This window comes from Candidatus Margulisiibacteriota bacterium (assembly GCA_041650855.1).
Lineage (GTDB): Bacteria > Margulisbacteria > WOR-1 > O2-12-FULL-45-9 > XYB2-FULL-48-7 > JALOPZ01.
Window position 1 is genome coordinate 937,986 of the sequence record JBAZKJ010000001.1, and the last position, 13,144, is coordinate 951,129.

The window sequence follows — 13,144 nt, forward strand, 5'->3', positions numbered from 1 at the left end:
CTAAACAATTATTAAATCCAAATTTTTCAATGTTTGGAAATTGGCCGTTATTATTTGGGATTTGTTTAGTATTTAGCATTTCGATATTAGCATTTTCCGCACAGGCGACGGAGCTGGGCGATCTGGTCATTAAAGAAGGCGTTGGCGTCCGGGCGCTCGGGATGGGGGGCGCGTTCGCCGCGGTGGCCAATGACGCCAGCGCGGTCTTTTATAATCCCGCCGGCCTCGCCGAGCCCGGCCTCGGCTACACGATCGGCAACCTCGATTCCCAGCAGGTCAACAACGAATACGGCTTTACCGCCGTTAAACTCGGCTTTCTCGGCTACGTCGCAGGGAAAGCGACCGCCAAGAACGGCGACCACCTCGCTTTTTCCGCCCTCGGCCTCGGCAACCGTTCCGGCTGGTTTAGCTGGGGAGCGAACTATAAAGCGCAAAATTGGCAGACCGGCGGCGTGCCGGGGAACGGCTGGACCGGCGATATCGGTTTCCTTGCCCGGATCATGCCGCAGCTCCGCCTGGCCGTTGTCGGCCAGGATATTCTAACGACCAGGGAGCGGGTCGTCCCCGCTTCGCTCCGCGGCGGCGCGGCGCTCAAATTATTCGACGGCAAGGTCCTGTTGGCCGCCGACGCCGAGATCTATCGGAGCCAGCCGAACTGGGGCCATCTCGGCCTGGAGATGACCCTGGCCAAAGGTTTTGCCGTCAGAGGGGGGCTTGACCGCACGACCCCGACGGCCGGCCTGACGCTCGACCTGGCCGCGTTTTCGTTCGACTACGCTTTGCAATTTCCCGCCGCCGGCCCGAACATCCAGCGCTTTGAAGCGGGGCTAAAAGTGTCGCTCGACCGCGAGCGGCCGTTCGCCCTGTTCAGCCCGATCGAATTCACCGTCATCGACATGACCGGCGCCCTGAAAGGGGGAGTGACCGAATACAGCTTCTTCGGCGGTTTCCAGCCGGGGCTCGATTCGGTCCTGGAAAAGATCCGGACCGCGGAAAAAGACAGCGCCCTGGACGGGATCATTCTCCGGATCGGCGGTTTCTCCGGCGGTCTGGGGGGCGAAGCGATGGTCCAGGAGATCCGGTCCGCCCTGCAGCGCTTCAAGGCGAAAGGGAAAAAGGTCATCGCCTACATCGAAGGCTCGGCGATCGGCGACGAATATTATCTCGCCTCGGCGGCCGATAAGATCGTCGCCGCGCCCGGTTCCGGGATCGCCGGTTTCGGCAAAAGCATCGAGATCTACCGCTTCGGCGGGCTCTTCGAGAAGTTCGGCGTCGAGTGGCAGATCCTGACCAAGGGGGAATACAAGAGCTCGTTCGACTGGTTATCGCCCCCCTCCACGCAGAAACAGAAAGCGATGCTGGCGGGGATAGTGAGCGACCTCTACCGCCAGATGCTGACCGATATCGCGGCCAGCCGGAAGATGCCGCTCGAAAAAGTGAAAGAGATCGGCGACGGGATGTTCTTCCCGTCCGGGCTGGCGTTGAAAATGGGGCTGGTCGACAAGGTCGGCTATTTCCGCGACGTCATGGCCTACGCCTGCGAGAATTGCGGCGAGAAAGGCGAGGTCAAGCTGGTCGAGCCGCAGCAGCTGGAGGCGGACGATTCGCTCTTCAGCCAGGTCTTCGGCGTGGCGGTGATCGAGGTCGACGGGGAGATCGTCTCCGGTTACGGCGGGCAGAACTTCCTCTTCGGCGGCGCGGCGGCCGGCGCCGACAAGATCGTCCGCAACCTGCGCCAGGCGGCGGACGACATCTTCGTCAAGTCGATCATTCTCCGGATCGACAGCCCCGGCGGCTCGCCGATCGCGGCCGGCGAGATCGTGCAGGCGATCAAATACGCCCAGGAAAAGAAGAAACCGGTCATCGCCTCGCTGGGCGGGATGGCCGCGTCGGGCGGCTACTACATCGCCGCCGCCGCGGACAAGATCGTCGCCAATCCGGCCACCATTACCGGCCACATCGGCGTGATCGGCTACTACCCGCAGTTCGCCGGCTTGCTCGGCAAACTGGGGATCACCACCGAAGTGGTCAAAGAGGGGAGTCATTCCGACATGTTCTCCGGCCTGCGCAAGTTCACCTCGGTCGAGGTGCTGGCGCTCGACCGGCTGCTGGAAGAATCGTACCGCGATTTTGTTAACACGGTGGCCGCGGGGCGCAAGCTGCCGACCGCCGAAGTGGAGAAGATCGCGCAGGGGCGGGTCTACACCGGCGCCCAGGCGCTGGGCGTCAAACTGGTCGATCAATTGGGCGGGTTCGCGGCGGCGCTCGAGCTGGCCAGGCAGGAGAGTAAACTGGCCGGCGAGCCGCGGCTGATCTATTACCGGGACGTCAGTCCCTGGTTGCAGGTTGGCCAGGGAGTAAGCTCGGCTTTGGGCTTACCTCCCTTGTTCCCACAATATAGGTGATCTGCTCGGGATAGACCATGCCGAGCCGGCCGGTGGCGTAATCTTCCACGTAACTAAGGTTTTCCCCCCGGGCGACCTGGCTTCCCAGCTGCCGGTTAACGGCTTTCAGCTCGTTGACCTTCACTTTAATGTCGGTGATCCGGTATTTCAGCGTGATATTCTGGGCGAAGACAAAAAGATGGATCCCCGCCAGGAGCAGGAAGAACGCGAGGATCGAAGTTGCCAGGCGAAAGTTCATAGTTTTTCCGCTGCTCTCAGTTTGGCGCTGGCCGCCCGCGGGTTTTTAGCTATTTCTTCCGCCGCGGCGGTCAACGGCTTCTTGGTCAACACCGTCAGTATACCAGCTTTTTTCGCGGCGTTGAACGTTTGCTTCACGATCCGGTCCTCCAGCGAGTGGTAGGCGAGGACGACGATCCGGCCGCCCGGCTTGAGCAGTGCCACGGCGTCGGTCAGCGCCGTTTGCAGGCTGTCCAGCTCCCGGTTGACGGCGATCCTTAAAGCTTGGAAAACCCTGGTGACCGATTCGCGCTTCTTCCAGGTCGGGATCGCTTTTTCCACCAGCGCTTTCAGCTGAAAAGTCGTCTCGATCGTCCCGTCCGCCTTTTCCCTGCTCCAGCGGATCTTCTCGGCGATCCGTTTGGCGAACCGCTCTTCGCCGTACTCCTTGATGATCCTGGCCAGCTCGTCCGCCGGATAAAGGTTAACGATCTCCAAAGCGGTCAGCTTCTGCCGTTTGTCCATCCGCATGTCGAGCGGCCCGTCTTCCCTCAAGCTGAACCCGCGCCCCGGCTCGTCCAGCTGGTACGACGAGACCCCCAGGTCAAAAAGAAACCCGTCGACTTTCTTTTTGAGGTGATCCTTGAGAGTGGAAAAGTTGTCATTGATATAAACGATGTCGTTATATTTGGCCAGGCGCTGCTGCGCGGCCGCGATCGCTTCACTGTCCTGGTCAAAGCCGAATATTTTGAGGTTTGCAGCTTGAAGTTTGAGTTTCTCGGTATGCCCTGCGCCACCGAGGGTGCAATCGACAATAACCTTGCCATTGGCCGGAGCGAGATAGTCGACGACCTGCTCGGCCAGCACCGGGTCATGTTGATACGGGATAGCCATCGTGTTAGCATTATAACATGTTGCTGGACGACATTATTTTGGCGAAAAAAGAGTCGGTCGCCGCCCTTAAAGAGCACTTCAAGGTAAAGAGCGTCGGTAAGCTCGTTGTTGGCCTTCCCAAAACCCGCGGCTTTCTCAAGCCGGGCAAGTTCTCCCTGATCGCCGAGCTGAAAAAAGCTTCTCCCTCGGCCGGTTTACTGGTGGAGAATTATAAGCCGGCTTACCTCGCCAAGGCGTACGAAGAGGCGGGGGCCCAGGCGCTTTCGGTGCTGACCGACGGGCCATTTTTCCAGGGGAAGCTGGAGCACCTGAACGAAGCCAAAGAGGCGACGACGGTCCCGGTCCTGCGCAAGGATTTTATCATTGACGAGGTCCAGCTCTACGAGTCGCGAATAGCCGGGGCCGACGCCGTTCTGTTGATCGCCCGGATCCTGACCGACGCGCAGATCAAGGCCTTCTTGTCGTTAGCCGGGGAGCTGCGGCTCAAATGCCTGGTCGAAACGCATGACGCGCGGGAGGTGGAACGCGCGTTGAAAAGCGGCGCGAACTATATCGGCATCAACAACCGCGACCTCGACACGCTCAAGGTCGACCTCGCCACGACGCTGACGCTGATGGATAAATATCCGGAATTGAAGAACCGGCTGGTCATCTCCGAGAGCGGGATAAGCAGCGCGGAGCAGGTCAAGGGACTAAAGGACAAAGGGGTCTCCGGGGTCTTGATCGGCGAGAGTATCCTGAAGAGCCGCGACGTCTCCGCCAAGATCCGGGAGTTGCTCGGCGGTTAGTATGTGCATTTTCTGCAAAATAGTGAAGAAAGAGATCCCGGCGAGCATCGTCTACGAAGACGACCAGGTCCTCGCGTTTAACGACATCGCGCCGCAGGCGCCGGTCCATATCCTGGTCATCCCCAAAGTCCATGTTGATTCCCTCTCCGCGGTCAAAGATTACTCGATCTTCCCCGGCTTGATGAAGATCGTCAACAAAGTGGCGACGGAGAAGGGGATAGACAAAAGCGGTTTCCGGACCGTGATCAATAACGGGCGGGCCGCCGGCATGGCGGTCGACCATCTGCACATCCACGTTCTCGGCGGGCGCGGTTTTTCTTGGCCCCCGGGGTGAGTTGAGGAGGCAAGATCATGGGAATGTTCGATAATGTCGGGAAAATGGGCGAGATGCTGCAAAAGGCGCGGGAGCTGCAGGCGGAGGTCAAAAGAGCGCGCTACGAGTCGGTGAGCGAGGGGGTCAGGGTGGTCATTAACGGCGAAATGGAGATCGCCGAGCTTTTTATCCCGCCGACCCTGCAGGGCGACAAGGTCACCAAAGCGGTCCGCGAAGCGGTCAACCAGGGGCTAAAAACGGCCAAGGCCGACATGGCGCAGAAAATGCAAAGGATCACCGGCGGCTTACCGGGCGCGTGATCTTTCGTTCTCGGTCCGCAGTTTTTTCCGCAGCCGGATATGGTGCGGGGTCACTTCCACCAGCTCGTCGTCGTTGATGAACTCCAGCGCCTGCTCCAGCGATAATTTGATCGGCGGCGTCAGCTTGATCGCTTCGTCGGCGCTGGCGGCGCGGATGTTGGTCTGCTTCTTCTCCTTGGTCGGGTTCACGGTCATGTCGGTGTTGCGCGCGTTCTCGCCGACGATCATCCCCTCGTAAACTTCCACGCCGGGGCCGACGAACAGCCGGGAGCGCTGCTGCAGATTGTCCAGGGCGTAGGAGGCGGTTTTGCCCGGATTGCCGGAGATCAGGACCCCGTTGTACCGCTGGCCGATCTCTCCCTTGTAGCGCTCGAACCGGGCAAAAGAGTGGTGGACGATCCCTTCCCCCCTGGTATCCATGATGAACTCGGCGCGGAAGCCGAGCAGCCCGCGGGTCGGCACGTTATAGATCATGGTCGTCATCCCGTTCTTGTTGGTCATCTCCAGCATCTCGCCCTTGCGCTTGCCCAGCTTCTCGATCACCACGCCGGCGAACTCTTCCGGCACGTTGATGATCGCCTGTTCGATCGGCTCCATCTTTTCGCCGTGGACCGTCTTGTAGATCACCTTCGGCTGGGAGACCTGGATCTCGTAACCCTCGCGCCGCATCTGCTCCAGGAGGATCGAGAGGTGGAGCTCGCCGCGGCCGGAGACCCGGTAGCCTTCCGCCCCGCCGATCGCCTCGACCCGCAGGCCGACGTTGGTCTGCAGCTCCCGCTCCAGCCGCTCGCGCAGGTGGCGGTTCGTCACGAACTTCCCCTCCCGGCCGGCAAAGGGGGAGTCGTTGACCAAAAATTCCATGTTCAGCGTCGGCTCGTCGATCTGCAATAACGGCATCGGCTGCGGGTTGTCCGCCAGGCAGATCGTTTCGCCGATCGTGATGTCGGGGATGCCGGCGACGGCGACGATGTCGCCGCAGTCGACGCTGTCGACCTCGAGCTGTTTGAGCCCCTCAAAGATCGACAGTTTAATGATCTTGCCGGGGACGATCGAGCCGTCCCGCTTGCAGACCACGATGGCCTGGTTCTTCTGCAGCACGCCGGCGGTGACCCGGCCGATCGCGATCCGGCCGACGTAATCGTCGTACTTCAAGTTGGTCACCTGCATCTGCAGCGGCTGTCCGCTTTTGTCGGGGTAGGGTTTGACCCGGTCCAGGATCGTCTCGAAAAGCGGCCCGAGGTCTTTCCGCGCGTCGCCGAATTCCTTCATCGCCACTCCTTCGCGGGAGATGGAGTAGACGACCGGGAAATCGAGCTGCTCGTCGTTGGCCTCCAGTTTGACGAAGAGGTCGAAGATCAGGTCGATCGTCTTGTGCGCCCGGCGCCCTTCCTTGTCGACCTTGTCGATCTTGTTGATGACGACGATCGGCTTCAGGCCGAGCTTGAGCGACTTGGCCAGGACGAACTTGGTCTGCGGCATCGGTCCTTCCTTGGCGTCGACCAGCAGCAGGACGCTGTCGACCATCTTCATCACCCGCTCGACCTCCGAGCCGAAGTCGGCGTGGCCGGGGGTGTCCACGATGTTGATCTTGATGTCCCGGTAGTGGATCGAGCAGTTCTTGGAGAAGATGGTGATGCCGCGCTCCCGCTCCAGGTCGTTGGAGTCCATGACCAGCTCGGGGATCTCGTCGCGCTCGCCGAACGCGCCCCCCTGGCGGAGCAGGTGGTCGGTCAGCGTCGTCTTGCCGTGGTCGACGTGGGCGATAATGGCGATGTTGATGATCTTCTTCACCTAACCATTATAGCAGATGCTATAATATCGGCCTAATGTCAGCAAGGAGGTAGGTCATGGCAGAACAAGAGATCAAGATCTCGATCAGCGACGAAGTGGCGGGGGGCGGCTACAGCAACCTGGCGGTGATCTCGCACAACGAGAACGAGTTCATCATGGACTTTATTTTCGCGCATCCGCCCACCGGCAAGGTCAACGCCCGGATCATCATGTCCCCGGCCCACGCCAAGCGGTTCCTGCGGGCGATCCAGGAGAACGTCAACATGTACGAAAAATTCTTCAAGCCGATCAAAGAGGCGCCGGAGCCGCCGAAGTTCGGCCTGGAGTTTTCCAAGAATTAACGAAAGGCGGGTCCATTCATGGGCGAGCAAGTCAGCAAAGAGAACCTGAAAAAGATGGAGGAGAAGCTGGAGGCGCTGAAGCAGCGCCGGGGGGTCATCTCCAAGACGATCGGCGAAGCGCGCGACGGCGGCGACCTGAAGGAGAACTCCGCTTACCACGCGGCCAAGGACGAGCAGGGGCTTAACGAGATGCGGATCCGCGAGCTGGAGGCGAAGATCTCGAGCGTCACGGTGGTCGACCCCAGGGACCTGCCGAAAAGCGACGCGGTGCGGGTCGGTTCCACGGTTCGGATCAAGGCGCTCGATACCGGCAAGGAGTGCGCCTACCAGATCGTTCCCGAGATCGAGGCCGACGTGCTGGAAGACAAGATCTCGACCGATTCCCCGATCGGCGGCGCGCTGATCGGCGCGAAAAAAGGCGAGGTCGTCGAGGTCGAAGTGCCGCGGGGCAAGGTCAAGTACCAGGTCCTATCCGTGCTATAATCCCAACCGAGGTGAGAAACATGGATAAATTCCGCTCAGTGAAAATTGGTTTGGCGGTGATCGCGGTAATAGTTTCGGCGGCGTGCTTCTACGGCTGCAGTCAAAACACCGGTTCCGGCGACGCGACCGGCATTCAGTCGATCGATTTCTATACGGTGGGCGCCAGTACGACCCCCGTTTTCCGCCCGAGCGTTGCGGCGGCGGCCGCCGGGGGCTGGGGGAGCGGCAACACCATGTATGCGCTTTATTACACGCTCCGGGAATATGTTAATAGCCGGGACACCGGGGTCATCGACCGGGCGAACCTTTACCGCCTCCTTTATGACGTCGAGTCGCTCTTCAGCGCGATGACCGGCCAGGTCGTACCCCTTGCGGCGCCCAAGGTGATCAAACCGCCGTTCGATTTCGGCAACAACGTTACCTACTCGGCCGCCGTTAATAATGAAACGGAGAAGATGGCCGCCGCCATGACGCAGGAAGGGAGCGTCACGAAAGGGATCGTCACCTGGATCTGGACCGACGGCACCGACGGGCACCAGGAATACGGCGTGCTGGAGGCCGTGATGGACCAGTCGACCAAGGACCTCACCGTCGATTTCGTCTTCAGCGTCGATTACACCCCGGCGGACACGCTTTGCGACTATAACAACCGGACCAGGATCTCCGGCAACGCTACGACCCACACTTTCCAATTCGTCCAGACGATCGGCGGTTCCAGCGAAAGCGGCCCGCTGACCCAACTGGTCGGCAAAGGGATCTCGCGCGGAGCGGGGAATTCTTTCCTCTTCAAGGCGCAGAACCGCAACAGCGACGGGTTCAGCTCGCCGCGTTATCTGGTGTTAAGCGCCGAGGCGACCGAGGCGACGTTACAGAACTTTAACGTTTCCGCCGAAGCGTACAGCGACCCGGCCGCTTTGCCGGCGAGCGTTGCCGATTACCAGGCCTATGTCAGCGCCACGCCGTTCTGGGCTTTTGCCGACCTGATGGTCGATCTGGCGGCGCTGAATGCCGGGACCGCCAAAGCCGGCACGATCTATTTGAATTATTAGGCCGCCAGGCAGCGGTTCGCTTTAGGGCGAGTACCGTTAGTTGCATCCCCAAGCGATATCGGGTAGAGTAAGCCCTATGCTGAAACCGGACCTCAATGTCGCCTTTGTCGGCAATTATCTCCCGCGCATTTGCGGGATCGCCACTTTTACCACCGACCTGTGCGAGGCGACCGCCAAGCTTCTTTCGCCCCGGTCGAACGTTTTTGCGCTGGCCGTCAACGACACGGCCAAAGGTTACGCTTATCCGCGCCGGGTGGAATTCACTCTGCAAAAGAACCTGCAGAGCGATTATTACGAAGCGGCCAATTTTATCAACGCCAGCAACGCCGACGTGGTCTGCGTCCAGCACGAGTACGGGATCTACGGCGGCTGGGACGGCATTTACATCCTCTCCCTGATAGCCAGCCTCAGCGTCCCGGTGGTGGTGGTACTGCACACCGTGCTGAAAAATCCGACCCCTAACCAGAAAAAGATCGTCCAGGAGATGGCCCAGCGAGCCAGCCAGCTGATCGTCATGAGCGACCTGGCCGTCACGTTATTACAAGAGGTTTATGCCGTCCCGGCCGGGAAGATCAGGATGCTTTACCACGGCACGCCCGATTTTACCGCTCTCGACAACAGCCGCTACAAAAAACGGTTCCAGGTGGAAGGGAACCAGACGCTGCTGACTTTTGGCCTGCTCAGTCCGAACAAGGGGATCGAGGTGGTCATTAATGCCCTCCCGGCACTGGTCCGGGAATTTCCCAAATTGATCTATGTCGTGCTGGGGAAAACCCATCCCAACGTCCTGAAGGAATACGGCGAAAAATACCGGGCCGGCCTGATCGCGCTGGTCGACAAGCTGGGGCTGCAGGAACACGTGATCTTTGACGACCGCTTTGTCAGCCTGGAAGAACTTTATGCCTGGTTGATGGCGGCGGATATCTATATTACCCCTTATTTGAACGAGGCGCAGATCGTCAGCGGAACGTTGTCCTACGCGGTCGGGGCGGGGACCGCCATCATCTCCACCCCTTACTGGCACGCCAAAGAGCTGCTCGCCGAAGGCCGGGGGCGGTTGATCGATTTTGGGGACAGCGGCGCGCTGGCCGCTACCCTGCGCGACCTGCTGTCGGACAAGGCCAAGCTCAAATCGCTGCGCGCCAAAACCTATAAATTCGGGCGGCAGATGCGCTGGGAGGTGGTGGCGGCCCAGTACCTGGAGCTGTTCCGGCATTCGGCGGCGGCCGCGGCCAAAAGATCGCTGTCGCTCAAAACGCCCGCCCTGCTGCTGCGCGAACCGGCCTTTGACCTGCTGCACCTGCAGCGGTTGACCGACGACACCGGCTTGATCCAGCATGCCAAGTATATCGTCCCCGACCGGCATACCGGTTACTGCCTGGACGATAATTCCCGCGCCCTGATGCTCTGCGCCTGGGCGGTTTTCCTGCTGCAAAGCGGCGAAGCCAGGGCGCTGATCCCCACCTATTTCAGCTTCACCCATTTTATGCAAAACAAGGACGGACGTTTCCGCAATTTTATCGATTACCAGCGCCGCTTTCTGGACGATAACGGTTCGGACGACGCGGCCGGCCGGGCGCTTTGGGCGCTCGGTTATATCATCTGGCGACCGCCGCACAACGCCTACCGCTCCCTGGCTTTTGAATGTTTTCAAAAGGCTTTGCCCCACATCCGTGGCCTGAACCTGCGCGGCAAAGCGTTGGCCATGCTCGGCTTGGCCGCTTACCTGCGCTGCTACCAGGGGGACGAAAGCGTTGCCGCCCTGCTGCGCGAGTGCGCCGACTATTTATTGGACTTGTACAAAAAGGTTTCCAAAGACGACTGGCGCTGGTTCGAAGAGATCGTTTGTTACGATAACGGGATCATGCCGATGGCGCTTTTCCAGACCTATTCCCTGCTCCGTGAGGAAAAATATTTGCAAGTCGCCAAAGAGACGCTGGAGTTTTTAGAAAAAATGACCAGCAATAACGGCCGGCTCTCGATCGTCGGCAGCCGCGGCTGGTATAAGCGGGGCGGCGAGCGGGCGCAGTACGACCAGCAGCCGATCGACGCGGCCGCCATGGTCCTGGCTTATCAATCGGCTTACCGGGTTACCCGGGAAAAAGAGTACCTGAAAAAGATGCGCTCGGCGTTCGGCTGGTTCCTCGGCGATAACGACATGGGGATGTCGCTCTACGATTACGAGACCAAAGGGTGCGCCGACGGTTTGCTGCCGGAAGGGGTCAGCTTGAACCAGGGCGGGGAGAGCACCGTCTCTTTTCTCATGGCGCTGCTGGCGATGATCGAAGAGTATGAGATCGAAGGGGCGGCTTAGCGCAGTTTCGCGAGCAATTCGTCCACCGGAATGCTGGCCACGTGCGACTCCGAATCGGAAATGGCGTAAGGGACGATCAATTCGCCGTTCAGGATGATCGAACCGCAGCTGTAGACCACGTTCGGCACATAGCCGGCGCGTTCTTCTTCCCGCGGCGCCAGCAGCGGCTCGGCCAGCCGCCCGCTGATCTTCGTCGGATCGTTCAAATCTAACAGCAAAACTCCGATGCAGTATTTGCGCATCGGCCCCACGCCGTGCGTCAGCAGGATCCACCCTTTTTTGGTTTCCAGCGGCGAACCGCAATTGCCGATCTGCACCAGCTCCCAGGGATTTTCCGGCGCTGCGATCTTGACCCCTTCGTACCAGAAATGGATATTATCGGAATAGCTCAGGTAAAGGCTTTCTCCGTCGGTCCGGGTGATCATGGCGTACCGGCCGTTGATCCGGCGCGGGAAGAGGGCCATCCCCTTGTTGCGCGCCAGGGGCCCGTTCAGGGTCGAGATCTTAAAGCGATGGAAATCTTTCGTTTCGATCAATTGCGGCAGTATCTCGCGGCCGTTATAAGCGGTATAGGTCGCGTAGTAAGTGACGCTGCCGTCGTCGTCCACAAAACGGACGAAGCGCGCGTCTTCCACCCCGTTGCTTTCGTTCTGCGACACGGGGAAGATCACCCGTTCCGAGATCAGCTGGCCGTGCGGAAAAAATACCTCGTAATTCGATTCCGCCAGCCACTTGATGTGGCTGATGGTGTCGGCCATGTCGGCGGGAGTAAAGGCCCCGCTGTCCCGGACGCCGTTGATCGCCCGGCCGATCTCTTCCAGCGTGAAACTGGCCGGCAGGTGCTGGTAGATCGCCTTGGCCACTTCGCTGAACTGGCCCATTTCCTCCAGTTTGGCTTTAAAAAGCTCCCGGTCGTAAGTTGAGTTTAAAACGACCTCGGGCGTGCCCAAAAACGGGCTGATCGGTTCCAGGAAGATCGAGTTATCCTGGTCGATAATGGCGCTGCGGAAAACGATCGAGGAAATATGCCCTTCGCCGGTCGCGCGGAAGCTAAAGATCACGCGGGTCTGTCCCTTTTTCATCTGGTTCTGCTTGGGATAAATGACGACCGACGGATTAAAAAGGGCGGCCGATTCGATCGAGTATTCCATCGTGAAACAGGAGCCGAGCAGGAGCTTCCTTTCCTCCGACAGCGCTGCCGGCTCCGGAATATATCCGGCGACCCGCTGGTAATTGCTCAGCAAGACAGCTTGAATGTCTTTGTGGCGGTGGGCGAACTCGTCCAGGGTTTTCTTTAACAGGCATTTAACCTTGGGTTCGTCCAACGCCAGGATCCGGCTGACCATGTTCTTGATGTGGGTTTCGCTGCCGGGGCGGAAAGGGCGGGTAATGACCCGGCGCTGGTCGGGGCGGATATTTTTCAAGGTTTTATTGGTGATCCGCTTGAATAAACGGGAGAGGATGACCGGGTCATTGAGCGCCGGTTTGCCCAGCTGCTTATTAGCGATCAGGACTTCGGCGTTCTTGCCAAAAGGGGTTTTCTGTTCTTTAGCCATGGCGGTGTAATACTAATCTTAATGCGGCCGAAAAGCAATGCGGTCTAACCGGGCAGCCGGGCCGATTTTTTAGGCGCCCCAAGCTTGACATTAGGGTGTGCAGGGCTATACTTTAAGATAGTTACACAAAAAAGGAGGTGAAAAATAATGAAGAAAGTGATTATATTTGTTGTGGCCATAGCTTTCATGGCTTCGATCACCAGCGTGGCTTTTGGCCGGACGATGGCAGAGGAAAAGCTGGCGGTCCAGGATTACCTGAAAGTGATCGACGCGAAGATCATCAAGGCGCGGAAGGCCAATCAGTATTCAAAAGTTACAGCGCTGAAAGCCCAAAAATCCGCGACCCTGGCACGCTGGAATAAGCTGAAAGCTTCGATGGAAGTTGCCCCAGTCCCGCCGCCGACGCCAGCCGCTCCTGTTGCCCCGGCTCCGGTTGTGGCTCCGGCCAACGCTGGTCTGTTCGGCATGGGGATGAACACCTTGTTGACCGGTTCGTATATCAATACCGGCAAGGGTTCGATCTCCGGTTCCATCGGTGCGATGTACAGCTTGGTGTTGGATGACTTCGTGGGCCTCGGCTCAATGGTTGGTCTGGGTGCTAAGAGCATCAACTACACCGTTGGTCTGGGTGGTTTCTACGGAGGTGGAGGCTTAAAGGCTATCCCGGTTCGCGC

General features: G+C 59.3%; 13 protein-coding genes. 9 read left to right on the forward strand and 4 right to left on the reverse strand.

Annotated features, from left to right (window positions below; genetic code table 11):
• Window positions 1-29: 29 nt before the first annotated feature.
• On the forward strand, window positions 30-2,405 hold the full coding sequence (sppA, locus tag WC529_04505; GenBank protein MFA5113539.1) for a signal peptide peptidase SppA: 2,376 nt from the start codon (window positions 30-32) through the stop codon (window positions 2,403-2,405).
• On the opposite strand, the gene WC529_04510 is transcribed toward sppA, so the two are convergent.
• Together WC529_04510 and rsmH are read right to left on the reverse strand one after the other, a co-directional pair.
• Window positions 2,329-2,643, reverse strand: coding sequence for a hypothetical protein (locus tag WC529_04510; GenBank protein MFA5113540.1), 315 nt, complete (start codon window positions 2,641-2,643; stop codon window positions 2,329-2,331). The genes sppA and WC529_04510 overlap by 77 nt on opposite strands.
• Window positions 2,640-3,515, reverse strand: coding sequence for a 16S rRNA (cytosine(1402)-N(4))-methyltransferase RsmH (gene rsmH / locus WC529_04515; GenBank protein ID MFA5113541.1), 876 nt, complete (start codon window positions 3,513-3,515; stop codon window positions 2,640-2,642). The genes WC529_04510 and rsmH overlap by 4 nt, the downstream gene beginning before the upstream one ends.
• A 17-nt stretch (window positions 3,516-3,532) precedes the next feature.
• Here rsmH and trpC point away from each other — a divergent pair, with 17 nt between their 5' ends.
• From trpC to WC529_04530, 3 genes are read left to right on the forward strand one after another with little or no spacing between them, the layout of a single operon-like run.
• Window positions 3,533-4,303 (forward strand): indole-3-glycerol phosphate synthase TrpC, encoded by a 771-nt coding sequence (trpC, locus tag WC529_04520; GenBank protein MFA5113542.1) that lies wholly within the window; start codon window positions 3,533-3,535, stop codon window positions 4,301-4,303.
• A gap of 1 nt (window position 4,304) precedes the next feature.
• Window positions 4,305-4,637 carry a histidine triad nucleotide-binding protein gene (locus WC529_04525; protein ID MFA5113543.1) on the forward strand — a complete coding sequence of 111 codons (333 nt, stop codon included), beginning with the start codon at window positions 4,305-4,307 and terminating at the stop codon, window positions 4,635-4,637.
• 44 nt (window positions 4,638-4,681) lie between these two features.
• Complete coding sequence (locus WC529_04530) at window positions 4,682-4,936, forward strand: YbaB/EbfC family nucleoid-associated protein (protein ID MFA5113544.1); 255 nt, start codon at window positions 4,682-4,684, stop codon at window positions 4,934-4,936.
• Here the strand turns inward: WC529_04530 and typA are convergent.
• Window positions 4,922-6,727 (reverse strand): translational GTPase TypA, encoded by a 1,806-nt coding sequence (gene typA / locus WC529_04535; GenBank protein MFA5113545.1) that lies wholly within the window; start codon window positions 6,725-6,727, stop codon window positions 4,922-4,924. The two genes, WC529_04530 and typA, sit on opposite strands and share 15 nt — an antisense overlap.
• A 56-nt stretch (window positions 6,728-6,783) precedes the next feature.
• Between typA and WC529_04540 the strand changes: the two genes are divergently transcribed.
• From WC529_04540 to WC529_04555, 4 genes are all read left to right on the forward strand, one after another.
• Complete coding sequence (locus WC529_04540) at window positions 6,784-7,068, forward strand: DUF3467 domain-containing protein (protein MFA5113546.1); 285 nt, start codon at window positions 6,784-6,786, stop codon at window positions 7,066-7,068.
• 18 nt (window positions 7,069-7,086) lie between these two features.
• On the forward strand, window positions 7,087-7,551 hold the full coding sequence (gene greA, locus WC529_04545; GenBank protein ID MFA5113547.1) for a transcription elongation factor GreA: 465 nt from the start codon (window positions 7,087-7,089) through the stop codon (window positions 7,549-7,551).
• 38 nt (window positions 7,552-7,589) lie between these two features.
• A complete protein-coding gene (locus tag WC529_04550; GenBank protein MFA5113548.1) occupies window positions 7,590-8,600 on the forward strand; it encodes a hypothetical protein in 1,011 nt (336 codons plus the stop codon).
• A 76-nt stretch (window positions 8,601-8,676) separates the two neighbouring features.
• The gene (locus WC529_04555) at window positions 8,677-10,914 is read left to right on the forward strand and encodes a glycosyltransferase (GenBank protein MFA5113549.1); all 2,238 of its coding nucleotides are present in this window, start codon (window positions 8,677-8,679) and stop codon (window positions 10,912-10,914) included.
• Here the strand turns inward: WC529_04555 and WC529_04560 are convergent.
• Window positions 10,911-12,470, reverse strand: a complete 1,560-nt coding sequence (locus WC529_04560; protein MFA5113550.1) for a glycoside hydrolase family 130 protein — start codon at window positions 12,468-12,470, stop codon at window positions 10,911-10,913. The two genes, WC529_04555 and WC529_04560, sit on opposite strands and share 4 nt — an antisense overlap.
• A gap of 171 nt (window positions 12,471-12,641) precedes the next feature.
• Between WC529_04560 and WC529_04565 the strand changes: the two genes are divergently transcribed.
• Window positions 12,642-13,144 (forward strand): hypothetical protein (locus WC529_04565; protein ID MFA5113551.1); only part of this gene is annotated, 503 nt, incomplete at its 3' end.

Coding starts and splice junctions, on each gene's coding strand:
- WC529_04560 (MFA5113550.1), bottom strand. CDS start 12,470: ATGGCTAAAGAACAGAAAACCCCTTTTGGCAAGAACGCCGAAGTCCTG.
- WC529_04525 (MFA5113543.1), top strand. CDS start 4,305: ATGTGCATTTTCTGCAAAATAGTGAAGAAAGAGATCCCGGCGAGCATC.
- WC529_04555 (MFA5113549.1), top strand. CDS start 8,677: ATGCTGAAACCGGACCTCAATGTCGCCTTTGTCGGCAATTATCTCCCG.
- sppA (MFA5113539.1), top strand. CDS start 30: ATGTTTGGAAATTGGCCGTTATTATTTGGGATTTGTTTAGTATTTAGC.
- rsmH (MFA5113541.1), bottom strand. CDS start 3,515: ATGGCTATCCCGTATCAACATGACCCGGTGCTGGCCGAGCAGGTCGTC.
- WC529_04510 (MFA5113540.1), bottom strand. CDS start 2,643: ATGAACTTTCGCCTGGCAACTTCGATCCTCGCGTTCTTCCTGCTCCTG.
- WC529_04530 (MFA5113544.1), top strand. CDS start 4,682: ATGGGCGAGATGCTGCAAAAGGCGCGGGAGCTGCAGGCGGAGGTCAAA.
- trpC (MFA5113542.1), top strand. CDS start 3,533: ATGTTGCTGGACGACATTATTTTGGCGAAAAAAGAGTCGGTCGCCGCC.
- WC529_04540 (MFA5113546.1), top strand. CDS start 6,784: ATGGCAGAACAAGAGATCAAGATCTCGATCAGCGACGAAGTGGCGGGG.
- greA (MFA5113547.1), top strand. CDS start 7,087: ATGGGCGAGCAAGTCAGCAAAGAGAACCTGAAAAAGATGGAGGAGAAG.